Origin of the sequence: Lacipirellula sp. (assembly GCF_965279485.1) — a bacterium.
Lineage (GTDB): Bacteria > Planctomycetota > Planctomycetia > Pirellulales > Lacipirellulaceae > Lacipirellula.
The window spans coordinates 1,332,036-1,350,134 of record NZ_CBDIIC010000002.1; the positions used below are offsets into that span (position 1 = coordinate 1,332,036).

An 18,099-nucleotide genomic window follows, 5' to 3' on the forward strand; every position below is an offset into this window, starting at 1 on the left:
CGAAAGGAGCGGTGTTCTACAACGGCTAAATTGTACCGTACCGGTTGCAAATGGCAAAATTAGGCCCAAACCGGCACTAACTGCTCGCGCTGCGGTAGCTCAACAGCGCCCGCTGAAAAACCCAACGGCTGAAGGCGAGGCTCGCCACGGTTGCGAACAGGGCGAAGCCGGCGAGCGGCCAGTCGGCGGCGCTCAGCGGCTTCGCCAGCGTCGCGGCAGGAACGTTAATCACCACCAGAATCGGGATGAAGTAAGTAAACGCATACCGCAGCGGGCTGCCGAACGGACCGGCGTAGATTTCCATCGGGTAGCGCGAAAAGTTGGTGATGTAGAACCAGAAGTCGTAGAGCGACTGGTTCCGGCCGAGCCAGATGCTGGTGGCAGCAAGCGCGATCATCACGCTGTAGAGGATGAGCGTCCCCATGATCACGTAGAGCGGATAAAGCACGAACTGAATCGGGCTGAGCGTGAGCCCCTCAATTCGCGGAATTGAATAAGCGAGCAACGCGATCGCGAGGACAATCTTCGGGATCGCGGACCAGTTAATGCGCTGCAGCGACACCAAAAACTGCGTGTCGATTGGCTTGAGCAGCGCGAAGTCGAGCCCGCCGGTGCGCGTCAGTTCGCTCAGTTCCTCGGCGTTCGCCATGAACAGCCCTTCGACGAGGCTGTTCACGAGAATCGTCGTCGCGATGAAGACGAAAAACTCGTACTGCGACCAGCCGGCGATGCTCGCGTGGCCATCGCCGTCGGCGTACATCAGCCGGTAAATAAGCGTGTAGAAACCGAGGTTCATCAGCGCCCAGGAGACGCCAAAAATCACCTCGATGATGTAGTTCGTCCGGAACGTCATGTCGCGGATGAGACTGTTCCGCGCGAACATCCAAAAGACGGCGAGATACGAGGGGCGGTGCATCGGAAATTAATGGGGAATGGGGAGTGTGGAATGGGGCGATTCAACGTGACGGAGGCTCTGCCCCCATTCCCCATTCAGCATTCGACATTCACTCTCATCCTCCATATCCGCTGTAACGATTGAACCCGGCGTGCATCATGCGGCGGCAGAGGACGAAGAAGAATAACGTCCAAAGCGCCATCACGCCCATCTCTTGCCAGAGCTGATCGGCCGGAATCTTCTGCAAGAACACCGCGGCCGGGAAGTACGCGAGGTACTTCAGCGGCATCCAGCCAACCCACGTCCGCCATGGCTCCGGCAAAATCTCCAGCGGGAACATGTGTCCCGAGAAGAAGAAGTTGAACAGCATGTAGACGAACAGCAGCGAACTAATTTCGAGCGTCCAGAACCCAGCCAGCCCGAGCGACGCTTCGAGAAAGAAGCCGAGCAAGAACGACATCACCAGCGACAACAGGAACGCCGCCAAGTACTCGCCCGGCGGCCAACCGGGGAAGTAGCTGCGGCACAGCCAAAAGACGAGCGCAAACGGCCCGATGGCGACGCCGTAGTAGACGATCTTGTGCCCCAGCCGCGCGAGCAACGAAAAACCAATGAGGTCGATCGGCTGGATGAGAAACTTCTTGATCTCGCCGTTCCGAATCTGCCCGGCGATGCCGCTCGCCAGCCCCGGCATGCTCGAAAACGCGCGGGCGACCATCGTCAGCAGATAGTAGGCGACGATGTCGTCGCGCGTGAACCCGACCATCGTGCCGCTGCCCGACGAGGCGAAGACCGCCGTCCACAGAAAAATCTGCGTGATGATCGGCAAGAACCGCATCGTCGTGCCAAGCACGAAGTCGCCGCGATAGGCGAGCCGTTCGGCGACGCACATCGTGAAGATGGTCCACCAGATATGAGCGCGGGCGAGCATGCGGGCGAGGTTCCTACCGATTGCCGGCGGCGGCGACGTTGGCCGCGGCGGCCGCGATGTTGGAGTCGGATGAATCGCCGTCCTTCTTTTCGCTGAGCGCGAACAGACTGGCAATCACCTCTTCGAGCGGCGGGTCTTCGACGCTGACGTCGAGGATCGAGTAATTGGCGAGCACGTTGGTGAGCACGCTGGCAATTTGGTTGCGATCAACTTCGATCTTCGCCCGCGGCGGCGCGATTTCGCGGATCTCGCCGAAGCGCGCGAGGTCGCTCGGCATGCGATCGTCGGCAAAGTCGACGGTCAGAATCTTGTAGTCGCTGAAGCGATCGATCACCCCTTCGAGCGAACCATCGTGCACGATCTCGCCACCGGCGATGATCACGACGCGCTTGCAGAGCGCCGCGATGTCTTTCATGTAATGGCTGGTCAGCAAGATCGTGATGCCGCGCACTTGCTGGTAGTGCTTCAGGAACTTCTGAATGTTGTGCTGCGCGACGACGTCGAGGCCAATCGTCGGCTCGTCGAGAAACAACACCTCGGGCGAGTGCAGCAGCGCGGCGATGAGTTCCATCTTCATCCGTTCGCCGAGCGACAGCTCGCGAACCGGTCGGCCAAGCAGTTTCGCTACGTCGAGCAGGTCGACCAGTTCGTCCTTCGTTTGCTTGAACGCGACCGGATCGATGCGGTAGATCTTTTGGTGAAGCTGAAACGACTCTTGCGCGGGCAAGTCCCACCAGAGCTGGTTCTTCTGCCCCATCACCAGGGCGAAGCGGCGGCGATAGTCGTTGTCGCGTTCCCACGGCACGTAGCCGAGAACCTTCGCCTCGCCGGAAGTTGGCGTAATCACGCCGGAAAGCAGCTTGAGCGTCGTCGTCTTACCGGCGCCGTTCGGGCCGAGAAACGCAACGAATTCGCCCTTCTCGACGTTGAGGTCGATCCCTTTCACCGCGTGGACTTCGCGGTACTCCCGGTGAAGCAGCCCGCGAAAGGAGGCGAGCAGCCCCTCCTTCTTTTGATAAACGCGATAGGACTTGCGCAGTCCGCGGATCTCGATGACGCTCATAGGGAGGTGATTATAGGCGCCACTGTGCAGGGCGGCAAACGCCCGCGAGGCAGGTGGTCAATGCGTGCGCGACGGCCCATAATGGCTGGTTGGTCGCAGCGTCGTCACGCGGCGCCGCCCTCCCCTCCCCTGCTTGACTACGATGCCGCTGACTCTCCTCGATCGTTTGGAACGCCGCTTCGGCTGGCTTGCCGTCCCGCATGTGATGATCACGCTGATCGTGGGGCAGGCGGTGCTATTCGTCGCGAGCTATCTGGCGAGCAGCGGCGGTCTCCCGATCGGCATTTCTCTTGATCGAATCGAACTCGATCCGGCCAAGGTGATGCAGGGCGAAGTTTGGCGGCTGGCGACGTTTATGTTCACCCCGCCGACGCAAGTTCCTCTCTTCGCGTTGTTTTACTTCATCCTGCTGTATCGCTTCGGGTCAATTCTCGAGGCTCAGTGGGGGGCGTTTAAGTTCAACTTCTTTTTGCTGATTGGTTACGTCGCGAACGTTGCTGCAGCGTTCATCGCTTACTATGTGCTGGAGCAACAACTTGGCGACGAGGTCAACGAGACGCTGCAGCTCGCGTCGATTACCGCATCGAACGGGTTTCTCTACGGCAGTATTTTTTTGGCGTTCGCGCGGCTCTTCCCCGACTACACGCTCAATCTCTATTTGCTGCTGCCGCTGAGGATCAAGTGGCTGGCGCTCCTCATGTGGATTGTCTACGCCTACGGCATGATCCGCGGCGATTGGATGGCGCGGATGTTGATTCTCGCGTCGGTGCTGAACTACCTCGTATTTTTCGGCCGCGATCACATCCGTGAGTGGAAACAGGGGCACCGCCGCCGGAGCTTTCAGTCGGCCGCCAAGCGGGCCGTCTCGCCGGCGAAGCACGCATGCGCCGTGTGCGGACTCTCGAGCGCGGAATCGCCGCGGACTTTGTTTCGCTATTGCTCGAAGTGCTCCGGCCAGCGCTGCTATTGCCCCGATCACATCCGCGACCACGAGCACGTGGTCGACAAAGAACCGGTGGTGTAGCTACTAGCCCCGGGCTCCGCCCGGGGGTCTTGCACCACAGGGCAACGCGCTGCCTGACGCGACGTTACCCCCGGGCGGAGCCCGGGGCTAGAAGCTGCTGCTACCCAGAGCAGAACGCCGCAGTCCGCCGGCGTTCGGTTCGACGGCGTCGATCCGCAGCGTGTTGTCGCCCCATAGCAGCGTTCCGCCGACGGCCCGGTCAAGCGTCGCCTGCACGTCGCCGAGGCGTTCGTCGATGGAATCGAGTCGCACGTCGACCTTGCGGCCGCGACGCCACAGTCGTACGGCCAGCGACGCCAATCCGCACGTGAGCAACCCTTCACCGGCAAGCGTCGCCGGCAGGCCCCAACGTGCGGCGAACGCATCACCCGAGAGATTCGCCAGTGCGAGCAGCCCCACGCCCGCAAAGAAGGCGAGCGCCCCGAGCGTAAGCAACAGCGTCACGCCCCACGCCGACTTTGGCTTGTTGTATGCGCCGCCTTCCGCCGTAGATTGATGCGAACCAACACGAAGCGTCGGCGGCAGCGCGAACGCCTGCTCGCCGTAGTTCGAATCAAGCGGCGTCGGCTCCTGCAGCAGCGGCGAGCCATGCGAAAAATCGCTCCGCAGCGTCGGCCGCAACATCCGTTCGAGCCGCCGCAGTTCGTCCTCGCCCCCGGCCAGCTTGGGCCGCACCAACGCGGCCCGCTCGCTCGCCGCCCGATCGAACTCTTCGAGCGCGACGCCGCAATCAGCCACGTCGGCCAGCTTGAGCGTCGGCGGCGAACCGCCCGGCAACGCCACGAATTCCCGCCGGCAGCGCGAGCACGCCGCCGGACCACTCGCCTCGCGAGCGGCAGCAACGTCTTGCTGGCAATGGCGGCACCACATGGCGGTCAACACGAGGAGGAAACGAGTGCAAGCACCGCGCACGATGGGCGGCATCCTCCCCTGCTATCGGGTGGGCGGGGTGTGAAGCTGTAACGATTCCGCGAACTTTCCCGCCGAACAGCATGGCGAGGAGAGAAGTCTCTCGCAGAGGCGCAAAGGCGCAGAGGAAATGCAAAGAGAGGAGCTGAAGGGAAACGTTAGAAGGCCCTCGATCGCCTCCCCTTCACTCACTTAGTGACGGACTTTCTCTGTAATTCCTCTGCGTCTCTGCGACTCTGCGAGAGATCTTTAAGGAGCCTCGTCAAACTTCTCCGCCGGCTCGCTCACGCGCACCCAGTCGCCGCGGAGCCAGTCGACGATCAGCCCCAGCGACTTGTCGTCCAGCTGGTTCAGCTGCGGGTTGTCGTGCGGCCCGAACGCCGGCATCCGGTCGTTGTTGTCGCCGTAGAACCGCTCGCTAGACGGGTTCCGCACGAACGCCAGCAGCCACTCCCGCGACATGTAGCCGGTGAGATCGGGCGCCGGGCCGAGGTCGCCCGCGTCGTGGAACTTGTGGCAGTCTGTGCAGCTCATGCCGCTGTCGAGCATGTCGGCAAGTCCGCCGGTCATCAATTCGCGGCCCTCGGCAATCCGGTTCTGCCGCTCCTGGTTCGTCTTCGGCGCCGTCGGCAGCGCCGCTTCGGCTTCCAGCGTCTCGGCAATCTTGGCGAACGCCTCTTTGGCTTTCGCCCGTTGTTCGTCGTCGACGTCGGGGCCAACCGCTTCCGTGACGTACGTCACCATGTCGCCGTCGACGAACGGCGAACCTGGGTATCCGAAATAGTGCTTGCTGGCGATCGTCTCGGCATTAAGAATCCCCAGCGCCCACGCTTCGCTGCCGACGCCGAACAGATTCGGCGCCGTCGGCTCGGCGTTGACGATCGCATGCGGCTGCTCCTCCGCCGGCTTGCTCGGGTCGACGTAATTGTGGCAGCTCGCACAGTTTTGCGCGAACAGCTTCGGCCCTTGCAGCAGCGGATCGTCGTACATGAGCGACAGCGCCCCCGCCGGCGGAATCCGCATTGGCGACTCGGCCAGCTCGATCACCCGCTGCGCCTCGCGATGGGCCTCTTCCTTCGCGTTGAGGAACCGCTCCGACGCTTCGTAGCGAGCCTCTTGCACCGGATCGCCCGCCTTGAGGATCTCTTCCTTCGAATTCCACGCCGCGAAGTAATCTTCGTGAATTGCCTGCGCCGTCAGCGCCGCAGCGCCGCCGAGGAGCACGCAGAGCATCGCAATGTTGATCAGGTGTCCGGTGCGGGTCCGGCCGATCCACGGCATCAGAAACAGCACCGTCATGATTAGCCCAGGGATGATGAACGCCCCCCAGACTTCGAGTTCCCCCGGGAACCACTTCAAAAACTGGAACAAGAACAAGAAGTACCACTCGGGCCGCGCGGCGTCGTACGGATTGGCCGGATCGGCCGGCGCGGTCAGTTCCGCTCCGCCGAAGTAAATCGTTAGCAGTAGCACCACCGTTAGCACGGCGAGCGCCGCGATGCTGTCCTTCAGCACCTGGTCGGGCCAGAACATCGCATCCTTCGCCGGATCGGGCTTCCGCGCGTGCAAGCCATGTCGCCGGAAGAGCGCAATGTGCAGCACCAGGAACGCCATCAGCGCCCCCGGCAACACGCCCGCGTGCAGTGCGAAGAACCGCGTCAGCGTTTGGTGCCCATACTCACTGCCGCCGATGGCGAGCTTTTTCACCTCCGGCCCCACGGCCGGCGTCTGGCTGGCGAGGTTGGTGCCGACGCTCGTCGCCCAATATCCTTTTTGATCCCACGGCAACAGGTAGCCAGTGAGCGCGAGCCCCAGCACGATCAACATCAGCACGAGGCCGAGAATAAAGTTCAGCTCGCGCGGCGCGCGGTACGCCCCGTCCCACACCACCTGCAGGAAGTGAATCGCCAGCAGCACCACCATCGCCTGGGCCATGAAGTGGTGAATGCCGCGCAGCAACCAGCCGCCGTTCATCTCGTACTGGATGTAGAAAACGCTTTCCCAAGCCGTTTGCGTGCTCGGGCTGTACGCCATCCACAGGAAGATGCCGGTGATCAGCTGCGTCATGAACGCCATCACGAGCGTGCTTCCCCAGACGTAGCGCCACCGCGCGCCGCCGGGGATCGGCTCGTAGAGCGATTCGTGGATCAGCTTCCGCACGCCGGCCCGATCGTCGAGCCAGTCGCCAACGCTTCGAAAGAGCTTCATCATGCCGTCGGAATCTTTTCCTTGTGGCCGGTCTGGAAGTCGATGAACTCGACCCACACCTCAGCGATTGAATTGCCGTCGCCGGTCTGCGCCTGGCGAATCGACACCGGAAGCGTATCCATCCCGCGCGGCGCCACCTCGGCGTCGCCGTTCACCCGCGAGCCGTCGAGCTTGAACGCGCTCGTGTGGCACGGGCATTGAAAGATCTTCGCCCCCGGCGTGTAGCCGATGAAGCAGCCCGCATGAGGACACTTCGCCGTGAACGCCGTCGGCTTCTCTTCGCCGGCGTTGCGAATGAGGTACACCGCGCCAACGCGCTGCGCCGGATAGCGCGTCCACGCATCTTCGCGATCAGCCACCACGGGAAAGTAACGCGGCATGCCGTCGTCGGGTACCTGATCGAGCAGCGCGATCCGCACCTCGGGCGACTTGCTCTTGCGAAACAGCGGCGTCAGAAACGCGGCGATACCGACGCCAATCGGCGTCAGCACGGCAATGCTGCCGGTAACGACGGCCGCGGTGATCGCGAAGAACGATCGGCGACTGTTGGCCGGCGGCGCGGTCGGCTTGCTTGCCAGTTGCGGCGGAACTTCGAAGCCATGGTCAGACATAAAGAGATTGCTCGTCTGGCGATGCGAGGATTTGATACTCGGTAACGGCGCGAGTGCCCCGTTTTTTACGCTATTTCTGCGGAGTTTGTTCCACGGCCGTTCTCAGAGCGGAAAGCACCGCTTGCTGCGCGTCGGCCATCGTCCCAGGAAAACTGATGCCTGACGCGGCCTTGTGCCCGCCGCCGCCGAACTGCGATGCGAATTGATTGACGTCGAAACCGCTGCGGCTCCGCAAGCTCACCTTCGTCACCGCCGGCTCGAGTTCGACGAACAGCACCGCGATCTCGACACCCTTCACGGTGAGCAACATGTTGATCACATCTTCCGTGTCGGTCTTCTGCGCTCCCGTTTCGCGGAAGTCTGCGGCCGAGACCTGCGTCCACATCATCCGCCCGCCGCACTCCGGCGTGACATGATCGAGAATCCGGCCGCGAAGATGCAGACGCGACAAACTATGTTGCTCGTACAGCAGCGAGAACGTCTGCGCGGGGCTCGCGCCAGCTGCGGTGAGCTTCGCCAGGGCCGCGAACGTATCGGCCGTCACCGATGGGAACCTGAACCAACCGGTGTCGGTGGCGATCGCCGCGAACAATGGCGCCGCAATCTCCGGCGTAATCGGCACGCCAAGTTCTTTCGCCAATTGCAGAATCAACCGGCCCGTCGCTTCCGCCGTGCTGTCCTTGAACACGATGGCGCCGAGGTCGTCTTCGCTCGCATGATGATCGATGACCGCCTTCACTCCTTTGAAGCTTCGCAGCACCTCGGCCATGCCGCCAAGCTGCCCCCAAGCGCTGGTGTCGACGACGATCATTACCTCAAACGCCCGCATCGCTTCGAGCGGCGCCGACGCGCCGATCACCGCGACGCGACCGTATGGGTCCATGAACGCGATGTGCTCAGGCACGGCGTCGGAGTTGACGATCGCCACCTGCTTGCCGAGCGTTTCCAAAATGAGCGCGAGGCCCATCTCGCTACCCACCGCATCGCAATCGGCGCGCTGATGGCTTGTCAGCAAGAATCGCTCATGCGATTGAATAATCTCCACCAGCGGCTGCCAATCGATCTTCATATCTGTTTCTTACTGCTGATGGGATTTGAAATGCGATTGACCACGAAAGTAACGAAGGGATAGGCGAGGCAGCGAATGCGTTGCTTAGTGCTCCTTCGTGGCCGTCGTGCCTTCGTGGTTTAAAAACTTTACCCTGCAATCTCGCGCGCCCGCGACACGTCCTCGCGCAGCTGGGCGATCAATTCGTCCTTCGAACCAAACGCCCGCACGTCTCTCAGTTTACTTAGAAACTCGACCTCCAGCGGCTCGCCATACAACGACTCCTCGCGGTCGATCAGATGAACTTCGACCTTGTGGGCGTGCTCGCCAAACGTCGGATTCGGCCCAATGTTAATCGCAGCTCCCACTAACTTCCCGCCGAGCGGAACCCGCCCCGCATAAACGCCCACCGCCGGCAGCAGCGTGTCGATCGCTTCGAGGTTGGCGGTCGGGAAGCCAATGTGACTCCCCCGCCCTGCCCCGTGCGTCACCATCCCGCGGATTCGGTACGGCTCCGTGAGCATCGTGGCCGCCGCGGCGACCTCGCCCGCGCCAATCAATCGGCGGATCAGCGAACTCGAAACGAGTTGCCCATCGAGTTTGACCGGTCGCACGATATCGAGCGTCATTCCGGCCTGTTCGGTCATTTGGCCGAGGCGTTCGATCGTCCCCTCGCGGTTGTGACCGAAGTAGAAATTCGGCCCCTCGACCATCGCCCTCGCCCCGACGGCGTCGACGACGATCTGGTCGAAAAACTGCTGAGCCGTAAGCTGCAACAGCCGTTGATCGGTTGGATAGGCGACGACCCAGTCGACGCCTATCTCCTTCAGCAGTTGGGCTTTGCGCTCAGTCCAGGTAAGCGGCGGCGGCGATTCGCTCGGCCGCAGCAACCGTACCGGGTGGGGGTCGAAGGTGAAGACGACCGCTGGCCCGCCAACCTCGCGGGCCCGTTCGAGCAGCCGCTCGGCGATCCGCCGGTGCCCGAGGTGAACGCCGTCGAAATTGCCGATCGCCATCGCCCCCCCGCGAGCGGCGGCGGGCAGTTGCTCAAGATGTCGAATGATCGGCACGCGGCAAAATCGGCGGGAATTCGTGGGCAGGATGCGGCAAGCGCCGCAGCAAGCTAGCGATTATCGAATTGCCCACGCGAGCGGTCAACGACCGCCCGCAACTGCCCTAAGCGCGACGCCCTACAACCTCCCGGCCATTTAGCCGCGTGGCGCAGCCCGCGTGCCACCCAGAAAACATCCACTTCGCGACTTGCTTTCGGCCACCCAACCCGCCACAATGAACAGACGTCCACTCAACCAGTGGCATTGCACCTAAATTCGCGAGCTAAATCTCGCCCCGAAGCCTATTCCGCGCTGCCGAGATGATGGCCGCCCACTCGGGATCAAATGGTTCAGCTAGTCGCTCCTCTAACAGGCCGAGTAACTTCCATAGCACCCTCTCCTCGGCTTGGTCCTCAATCGCGAGCGTGTCATTCTCAGAGAATCGCGAGAGGAACTCGAAGAGCACGAGCGCTTCGTCGCTAGTTAACTCAAGTACCGTTGGCTCCCCCATCAGAATGCCTCCCCTAGAACAGCGACTGCACCGCGATTCTCAGGTGGACATGTTAACTCCGATTCCGGGGCTAAACACTCGCTCGGCATCGCCCCGTCGTTAAGCGGCACCTTCAATCTAACGCCTGCACCTAAATTGGCTGCCATTTAAACATTCAGATGCAAAACCCTTAGCCAGTGGGCCAACAAGCTTCAAACGGCCTAAAAGACGCTAGCACAGGCCCATGTCGCCTTAAAAACGACACTTAGCGGCCACATAAAATCGCAAGCAATTACCAGCAAACAACTTAGGAAAAGTCGTTGATGTCGCCTAAAATCGCATTCCTGCCGACGGAGCGACGCGACATCAATGTTGGCGCTCTCCCCTGCCTTCCAGCCGTCAGAACCGAATCCGAGAAAAAATCCACGAGTCCTGGCCCATCGCCAGCCGACTTTCTCTCCCGTCGGGCAATCGCCGCAAGGCGTTGCTACGACCTACATTTCAGACTCACGAGACGCCGCCTTGACGTTTCCGCCCTTGCTGCGCCACAATGCGTAGCTTGGCCGGGTTGGCCTGACGGCGACTATCGTCTGTCTCTCCGGCTCTCGCCACGCCAGCGTAGCTTCAATTGGCAGAGCACCGCATTCGTAATGCGGGGGTTGTCGGTTCGACTCCGACCGCTGGCTCTTCCCGTCGGTCAGGCTTCCGAGCCTGACCGGTGCGTAGATCGGGTTGCCGGCCTACGCACCGCCCGGAGCGGAGATCCGTCGGGCAAGCATGCCTGACTCACACGGAGAGAGATTCGAAGATGTCGCCAGTTTTGGAATTCGACCTGCGTCAAACTGTCATTTCCAATAGCACGTTCGGACCGAACGAGATCAAGCAGATCTCCCAGGCTATCTCGAGCGACTACAACAACTTCCGCACTCTGCGCGACGCGACCAACGAATTGGCTCAGCAGAGCGGCCGCACCCCCGCCGCCTCCGCCCGCCTGGGCGTCTGCCAGTTCCTGATCGGCCGCTACACCGACGCGATCCAAACGCTCACCAGCGCCGACGGCGGCGCGCTGACGCACTTTTACCTGGGCAAGGCTTACCTCGCGCTCGACAAGTACGCCGACGCCCTGAAGGCTTACGAATCGGCTGAGCGGGCCGGCTACAACAAAGACGACGTCAACCTCGCCAAGGCCGAGGCGATGCGCTACAACGGCGACCCCGCCGGCGCGTTGAAGGTTCTCGACGGCCTCTCAGGCGCCGTCGAGCAAACCGCCGAATATCTCTACCAGCGTTCGGCTGCCGTCGCCGCCATGGGCGATAATCGCGGCGAAGTGATCGCGTTGCTCGAACGGGCCATCGACTCCGATTCGACCCACGCGGGCGTTTTGTTCGGCCTCGCCCTTGAGAACGATCGCCACGGCAACGACGACTACGCTCGTCAGCTTTACGAGCGGGCCGCCAAGCAGTTTCCGACCAACGTCGGCACGCTGCTCAACCTCGGCCTGCTGTACGAAGACATCGAACACTTCGAACGGGCCAAGCAGTGCTATCTGCGGATCCTCGACATTTTCCCCGGCCACGAACGGGCTCGGCTCTACTTCAAGGACGCCGACGCCTCGCGCGACATGTACTACGACGAGGAAGCCCGCCGTCGTCAGGATCGCTTGTCGCAAATCCTCAGCGTGCCGGTCACCGATTTCGAACTCTCCGTCCGCAGCCGCAACTGCCTGCAGAAGATGGGGATCATGACCCTCGGCGATCTCACCGAGACGACCGAGCAAGAGCTGCTCTCCAGCAAGAACTTTGGCGAAACCTCGCTCGTCGAGATTCGCGAAATGCTGTCGTCGAAGGGCCTGGAACTCGGCCAATTCGCTTCGACGAAGTGGCAGGAAGAGCCCGTTTACGAAGCCAATCCGATGAGCGACGACGAACGGGCCCTGCTCGATCGCCCGATCGCCGACCTCAACCTGTCGGTTCGTGCTCGCAAGTGCATGGTCCGCTTGGGCCTCACGACGATCGGCGAACTGGTTCGCCGCACCGGCGACGATCTGCTGGAGTGCAAGAACTTCGGCGTGACGAGCCTCAACGAAGTTCGCGAAAAGCTCACCGCGAACAGCCTGAAGCTCCGCGGCGACTGATCTCGCGCGAAGCGACAATTTAAAAACCAACGCTTAGCCCCCGGCTCTTCAAGCCGGGGGTTATTCATTTCATGACCAATTCATCGCCATTTCGCTACGAACTCCTCCACGCCGACGCCCAGACGGCGGCGCGACTCGGCCGCCTGCACACCCCGCGCGGCACGGTGGAATTGCCGACGTTTATGCCGGTCGGTACGCTCGGCACGGTGAAAGGCGTCGACATCCACCGCGTCCGTGAGACCGGCGCCCAGATCATCCTCGCGAACACCTACCACCTCGCGCTTCGCCCGGGCGAGGAAACCGTCGCAGCGCTCGGCGACCTGCACGCCTTCACCGGCTGGCAGGGGCCGATCCTCACCGACAGCGGCGGGTTCCAGGTCTTCAGCCTCGCCGATCGAATCAAGCTGAGCGAAGAGGGAGTCGAATTCCGCTCGCACATCGACGGCTCGAAGATCCAACTCTCGCCGGAGCGCTCGATCGCGATCCAGGAAGCCCTCGGCGCCGATTTCATCATGGCGTTCGACCATGTGGTGGCCTTGCCGAACGAGGCGTCGGTGGTTGAGGAGGCGACCTGGCGGAGCGTCCGCTGGGCCGAGCGTTGCCGCAAGGCCGCGAAACGCAGCGACCAGATGCTGCTGGCGATTGTCCAAGGGGGCCTCGATCCGGGCCTTCGCCGCCGGTGCGCCCAGGAACTGGTGGCAATGGACTTCCAGGGCTACGCCGTCGGCGGCCTGAGCGTCGGCGAGCCGCCGGCCGAGATGTACGCCGCCCTCGACGTGGTCGTCCCCGAACTCCCCGCCGATCGCCCGCGCTACCTGATGGGGGTCGGCCGGCCGCAGGATCTTATCGAGGGGGTCGCCCGCGGGATCGACATGTTCGACTGCGTCATGCCGACCCGTAACGGGCGAAATGCCCTGGTCTTCACCGATCGGGGCCCCGTGCGGCTGCGGAACGCCTCCCACGAACGCGACCGCCAGCCAATTGACGCCGACTGCCCCTGCCCTGCCTGCCAACACAGCCGCGGGTACATCCGGCACCTGTTCCAGGCGGGCGAAATGCTGGGGCCGATTCTGGCCTCGATCCATAATCTCACCTACTACCAACGCCTGATGACCCGCGCCCGGGAGGCGATCGCAGCGGACTCGTTTGCCCCCTTCCGGGAGGAGCGGATGAGGGGTTGGAATGAGGCGGGTTGACGCCCTTGTTCGTTGCGCCGCCAAGACTTATGATGGCTCGCTTGCAGGCTGGCCAGCAGGGTCGCTAGGCGCTTCGCGGCGATCTCGGCCAATCCGCCGGCGGCGGTTTTCTACGGCGCAAGTCATCTTGGTGTCTAGGGTTCCGCGGCCATCAGCGGCTGCGCCTGCCTCCGTCTTCTTTTGCGGCTCCGGCCGCGCGCGGCGAATTGGGTGCAAGTGATGGAATTTACGTCGTGGGGATTACTCGCACAGGCTGAAACGGCCGCAACGGCTGAGGCGCCGAAAGCGCCGGCCGCCGATGGCGCCGCTGCGGAGCAGTCTGCCTCGCCGTTTGGCAGCCTGCTCGTCCCCATATCGCTGATCATGGTGCTGTTCTACTTCGTGATTCTGCGTCCGCAGAAGGCGAAGGATCAGCAGTTCAAGTCGCTGCTCGACAGCCTGAAAGAAACAGATCGCGTGGTGACCATCGGCGGCATCCACGGGATCGTCACCAACGTCCAACGCAATCCCGACGGCGCGATCGTGACGATTCGCGTCGACGAGTCGACTGGCGCCAAGATTCGCGTCGGCGCCTCGGCGATCGCCCGCGTCCTGACGGATGAAGAGAAGTCAGCCTAATCTCGCGAGAGCAATGTGCCGGGTCTGCGGACTCGCCTCCTAACAACACAAATCATCACAACTCAACGCATGCGTCGCCTGCCCGGCAAGGTTGCCCGCCCGGCGAACGTCACCTGAGCAAGTTATAGACAGGTTTTAGGCCATGGAATTCGAGTCTCTCGTCCGCCGCTCGTCGCCCGCCATGAAGGCGTTTCGCGGTCTGCTCGCCGCGACTGTCGTTCTCGCATCGACGTGGCTCGCCTCGCCCTGCTTCGCGCAAGCGGCGCCGAGCGGCACGCCGGCGACGGCCGCGGCCCCTGCCGACGCCCCCGTCGAAGGCGGCGTGAACATGATCGCCGTCCGTAACATCGCGATCATTATCGCGTTGTTCGTCGTGCCGATCCTCATCGGTAACATGCTGGCGAAGTCGCTGCGCATGCCCGACTACGCCTGGAAGTTTGCGGTCGCAATCGGCGTGCTGGCCGCAGCGGGCGTCATCGTCGCCCTTGGCGAGATCAAGCTCGGTCCCGATCTGAGTGGCGGCATCACGCTGATTTACGAAGTCGAGAAGCGCGAAGGGGCCGCCCCAGAGCCGGCGGCGAAGACCGACGACGCTGCTGCTACGGAGGGCGAGAAGGACGTCGCCGTCGACGACACGGAACTCGACGATGCGGAACTTGAAGGCGAAGGCGCCGAGGAAGTCGCCGAAGAGAAGAAGGCCGCCACTGACGGCCAGTCGTATGGCAACCTGAGCCGCAGCGACACGATGGCCGCGCTGATCAAGGCGCTTATCGAGCGCGTCGATCCGGCTGGCACGAAGGAAGTCTCGATCAAGCGGTTCGGCGACGACCAAATCGAAATCATCATTCCGAAGGCCGAGAAGGCCGAGCTGGAAGCGATCGAACGCCGCATCTACACGGCGGGCGTGCTTGAGTTCCGGATCACGGCCTCGCGGCAGTTCGATCAGCACCGGGCGATCATCGATCTGGCCGAGCGTCTGCCGGCTAATCAGAACATCGTCCGCGTCGACGGCAAGGAAGTCGCCCGCTGGATCGAGTTCGACGAGAAGCAGTTCGGCACGCCGGAACAAGCAAGTCGCGCGCTGGTCGTGCGGACGACCTCGAAGGTGCCGCAAGTTCTCGTCATGACGAACGACGGTTGGGACGTGACGGGCGAGTACTTGCGGAGCGCCGCGGGCGACATCGATCAATCGGGGCGTCCAGCGGTTTCGTTTACGTTCAACAGCCAAGGGGCTCGTCGGTTCGAACGCCTGACCCGCGCCCATCAACCGGCGCCGTCGGGAGCGAAGTACCAGTTGGGCATTTTGCTCGATAACCGACTGCTCTCGGCCCCGAATCTGAACGCCGTCATTTCCGATCGCGGCATCATCGAAGGCCTCGACGACCAGGGCGAAGTCGACTTCCTGGTTGGCATTCTCAACGCCGGCAGCTTGCCTGCCGCGCTCAACAAGGTGCCGATCAGCCGCGCTCAGATCAGCCCGACGCTCGGCCAGCTGACGATCGAGAAGGGCAAGAACTCCCTGCTCATCTCGCTCGTGCTCGTCGCGATCTTCATGGTCATTTACTACAAGAAGGCGGGCTTCATTTCGTGGCTCGGCCTCGCGGCGAACATGCTGCTGATCTTGGGCAGCATGGTGCTCATCAAGGCGGCCTTCACCCTGCCTGGTCTCGCTGGTTTGGTGCTCACCGTCGGTATGTCGCTCGACGCAAACGTGCTCATTTACGAACGCATCCGCGATGAGCTCAAGAAGGGGACCGCGCTGCGGATGGCGATTCGCAACGGTTTCGACCGGGCGAGCATCACGATCATTGACTCGAACGTGACGAACCTGATCACCGGCGTCGTCATTTACAAAATCGCTCCTGACAGCGTGAAGGGCTTCGGCGTCACGCTCGTGCTCGGCATCGTGATGAGCGTCTTCACGGCGGTGTTCCTCACTCGCATCGTGTTCGACGTCGCCGAACGCCGCGGCTGGCTCAAGAACATGAGCATGCGGGAATTCATTGGCGAAACGAATTTCGACTTCGTCGGCTGGCGCCTGCCGAGCATCATCGCCTCGCTGGTGGTCATCGGCATCGGCTTGTTCGCCGTCGCCAAGCGCGGCCAAGACCTGTTCGACATCGACTTCACCGGCGGCAGCTCGGTGACGATCGTGTTCGAAGACGACAAGCCGACGCCTTACGCCGAGGTCTACGAAACGCTGCAAGGGACTCCGCTCGGCGAAGAGAATCTCTCGCTCGTCGAGATGGGCGACGACGACACCCGCTATACCGTGACGACGATCAACGACGATGTCGTCGAGGTCGAAAACATTCTGAAGGAAGCGTTCGGCGACAAGCTGAAGAAGTACCAGGTCAACGTCGAAGAGGTGAAGGAATTTGCCCCGGCCGAGCAGACTTCGCTGCTGCCGGCTGTGAAGTCGCTCGACGTGGTGAGCGGCCTGGGCTTCGCCTCGCCGCTGTCGTACATCACGCTGCTGCAACCGGCGGAAACCGAAGAAGCGACGCCGCCCGCCGAAAATGAATCGGTGACCGCGGCGCCGGAAGGCGAAGCCGCTGAAGCAGCGAAGCCCGCCGAGGAAGCTGCTCCGGCGGCGGAAACGCCCGCTGCGGAACCAGCCGCCGAAACGCCCGCAGCAACCGAGCCGCCGGCGCCTGCTGCGGAAACTCCGGCAGCGACGACGACTCCCGCGACGCCCGCGGAACCTGCGGCCGCCAATGCGGAAGCAAATCCCTATGCCGGCGGCGCCACCGCGAAGCTCAAGTTCGCCGCCGACAAAGATGGCGACGCCTCGGGCGTAAGCCACGACACGCTCGATCAGATGATCGGCGACGCCCTGAAGAAAGCTGGCAAGGGCGAAGTAGCGTACGAAATCACCAACGAAGACTATCGCCAGGGCAGCAACCGCGCGATGGAAGAATGGCAAGTCTCCATCGCCCTGCCGCCGGCGGAAGCTCAGGCGATCTTCGATCAGATCGCGACCGAAACCAACGCGAAGCCGATCTTCCCGCTCTCCAGCAAGATCGGCGGCCGCGTCGCCGGCCAGATGGCCACCTCGGCGGCCGCGGCGATGATCCTCTGCCTAGTCGGCATCATCGCCTACGTCTGGTTCCGGTTCCACGGCGTGATCTACGGCATCGCCGCGGTGATCGCGCTGCTTCACGACGTGCTCGTGACGCTCGGCTTCGTCGCCCTGTCGGCGTACTTCGTCAACGGCGCCGAGGGCGTGGCGTCGATGTTCCTGGTCGACAAGTTCCAGATCAACCTGGTGCTCGTCGCCGCGTTCCTGACGATCATTGGTTACTCGCTCAACGATACGATCGTTATTTTCGACCGGATCCGCGAAGTGAAGGGAAAGAGCCCGCGACTGACGAAGGAGATCATCAACCTCTCGGTCAACCAGACGTTGGCGCGGACGATTCTGACGTCGTTCACCACCCTGACGAGCGTCGTCGTGCTGTACATCTTCGGCGGCGACGGCATCCATGCCTTCGCCTTTGCATTGCTCGTCGGCTTCATCGCCGGCTGCTACAGCACGATCTTCATCGCCAATCCGGTGCTGCTGTGGCTGGCGGAGCGGTTCGAAAGCGGCCCGGCGCCGAGCACCCCAACGAAGAGCTAAAGCGTTTTCTAGCCCCGGGCTCCGCCCGGGGGTCGGTTTCCATCTCGCTAAGCGTTGCCATGCGTTGCGTCACCCCCGGGCGGAGCCCGGGGCTAGGAGCGGGACGTCACAACATTCAGAGCGGGAGCGTTAGGCTTTGCCTAGCCGGCGTCATCCGGCGTTGCATCGCGCGGCTCTGCGTCATTTGGCGATCCGTCACTGATGGCTGCTAGCACGCAACGCCGATGGGAATCTTAGAGGGGAACTGGCCGGCGCCGCCGGGCGGTTCGTCGTCTACCCTCTCTCCCAGAGGCGGCTC

General features: G+C 62.5%; 14 protein-coding genes and 1 tRNA gene. 6 read left to right on the forward strand and 9 right to left on the reverse strand.

Features of this window, described 5'->3' with window-relative positions:
- Window positions 1–76: 76 nt before the first annotated feature.
- The 3 genes from ACQY7R_RS12980 to ACQY7R_RS12990 form a co-directional block, all read right to left on the reverse strand.
- Window positions 77–916, reverse strand: coding sequence for an ABC transporter permease (locus ACQY7R_RS12980; RefSeq protein WP_428306021.1), 840 nt, complete (start codon window positions 914–916; stop codon window positions 77–79).
- 94 nt (window positions 917–1,010) lie between these two features.
- Window positions 1,011–1,826 (reverse strand): ABC transporter permease, encoded by an 816-nt coding sequence (locus ACQY7R_RS12985; protein ID WP_428306022.1) that lies wholly within the window; start codon window positions 1,824–1,826, stop codon window positions 1,011–1,013.
- A gap of 13 nt (window positions 1,827–1,839) precedes the next feature.
- The gene (locus ACQY7R_RS12990; protein WP_428306023.1) at window positions 1,840–2,889 is read right to left on the reverse strand and encodes an ABC transporter ATP-binding protein; all 1,050 of its coding nucleotides are present in this window, start codon (window positions 2,887–2,889) and stop codon (window positions 1,840–1,842) included.
- Window positions 2,890–3,031: 142 nt separating this feature from the next.
- Between ACQY7R_RS12990 and ACQY7R_RS12995 the strand changes: the two genes are divergently transcribed.
- Window positions 3,032–3,913: a hypothetical protein gene (locus ACQY7R_RS12995; RefSeq protein WP_428306024.1), complete on the forward strand. Its 882-nt coding sequence runs from the start codon at window positions 3,032–3,034 to the stop codon at window positions 3,911–3,913.
- 87 nt (window positions 3,914–4,000) lie between these two features.
- On the opposite strand, the gene ACQY7R_RS13000 is transcribed toward ACQY7R_RS12995, so the two are convergent.
- From ACQY7R_RS13000 to ACQY7R_RS13025, 6 genes are all read right to left on the reverse strand, one after another.
- Window positions 4,001–4,783 (reverse strand): hypothetical protein, encoded by a 783-nt coding sequence (locus ACQY7R_RS13000; RefSeq protein ID WP_428306025.1) that lies wholly within the window; start codon window positions 4,781–4,783, stop codon window positions 4,001–4,003.
- 288 nt (window positions 4,784–5,071) lie between these two features.
- Entirely contained in the window at window positions 5,072–7,033 is a 1,962-nt protein-coding gene (locus tag ACQY7R_RS13005; RefSeq protein WP_428306026.1) for a cytochrome b N-terminal domain-containing protein, read from the reverse strand.
- Window positions 7,030–7,641 carry a ubiquinol-cytochrome c reductase iron-sulfur subunit gene (locus ACQY7R_RS13010; RefSeq protein ID WP_428306027.1) on the reverse strand — a complete coding sequence of 204 codons (612 nt, stop codon included), beginning with the start codon at window positions 7,639–7,641 and terminating at the stop codon, window positions 7,030–7,032. Before ACQY7R_RS13010 ends, ACQY7R_RS13005 begins: the two co-directional genes overlap by 4 nt.
- Window positions 7,642–7,711: 70 nt before the next feature.
- The gene (locus ACQY7R_RS13015) at window positions 7,712–8,710 is read right to left on the reverse strand and encodes a DHH family phosphoesterase (RefSeq protein WP_428306028.1); all 999 of its coding nucleotides are present in this window, start codon (window positions 8,708–8,710) and stop codon (window positions 7,712–7,714) included.
- A 128-nt stretch (window positions 8,711–8,838) separates the two neighbouring features.
- Entirely contained in the window at window positions 8,839–9,759 is a 921-nt protein-coding gene (locus tag ACQY7R_RS13020) for a bifunctional riboflavin kinase/FAD synthetase (RefSeq protein WP_428306029.1), read from the reverse strand.
- Window positions 9,760–10,024: 265 nt separating this feature from the next.
- Window positions 10,025–10,252: a hypothetical protein gene (locus tag ACQY7R_RS13025; protein WP_428306030.1), complete on the reverse strand. Its 228-nt coding sequence runs from the start codon at window positions 10,250–10,252 to the stop codon at window positions 10,025–10,027.
- 591 nt (window positions 10,253–10,843) lie between these two features.
- On the opposite strand from ACQY7R_RS13025, the gene ACQY7R_RS13030 reads away from it, so the two are divergent.
- The 5 genes from ACQY7R_RS13030 to secD all read left to right on the forward strand — a co-directional run bounded on the left by ACQY7R_RS13030 (window position 10,844) and on the right by secD (window position 17,801).
- Window positions 10,844–10,917 (forward strand) — tRNA-Thr (locus ACQY7R_RS13030).
- Between the two features lie 122 nt (window positions 10,918–11,039).
- Entirely contained in the window at window positions 11,040–12,365 is a 1,326-nt protein-coding gene (locus ACQY7R_RS13035) for a DNA-directed RNA polymerase subunit alpha C-terminal domain-containing protein (protein ID WP_428306031.1), read from the forward strand.
- A gap of 71 nt (window positions 12,366–12,436) precedes the next feature.
- On the forward strand, window positions 12,437–13,561 hold the full coding sequence (gene tgt, locus ACQY7R_RS13040; protein ID WP_428306032.1) for a tRNA guanosine(34) transglycosylase Tgt: 1,125 nt from the start codon (window positions 12,437–12,439) through the stop codon (window positions 13,559–13,561).
- 219 nt (window positions 13,562–13,780) lie between these two features.
- A complete protein-coding gene (gene yajC, locus ACQY7R_RS13045; protein ID WP_428306033.1) occupies window positions 13,781–14,179 on the forward strand; it encodes a preprotein translocase subunit YajC in 399 nt (132 codons plus the stop codon).
- 142 nt (window positions 14,180–14,321) lie between these two features.
- Window positions 14,322–17,801: a protein translocase subunit SecD gene (gene secD / locus ACQY7R_RS13050; RefSeq protein WP_428306034.1), complete on the forward strand. Its 3,480-nt coding sequence runs from the start codon at window positions 14,322–14,324 to the stop codon at window positions 17,799–17,801.
- Window positions 17,802–18,099 lie beyond the last annotated feature (298 nt).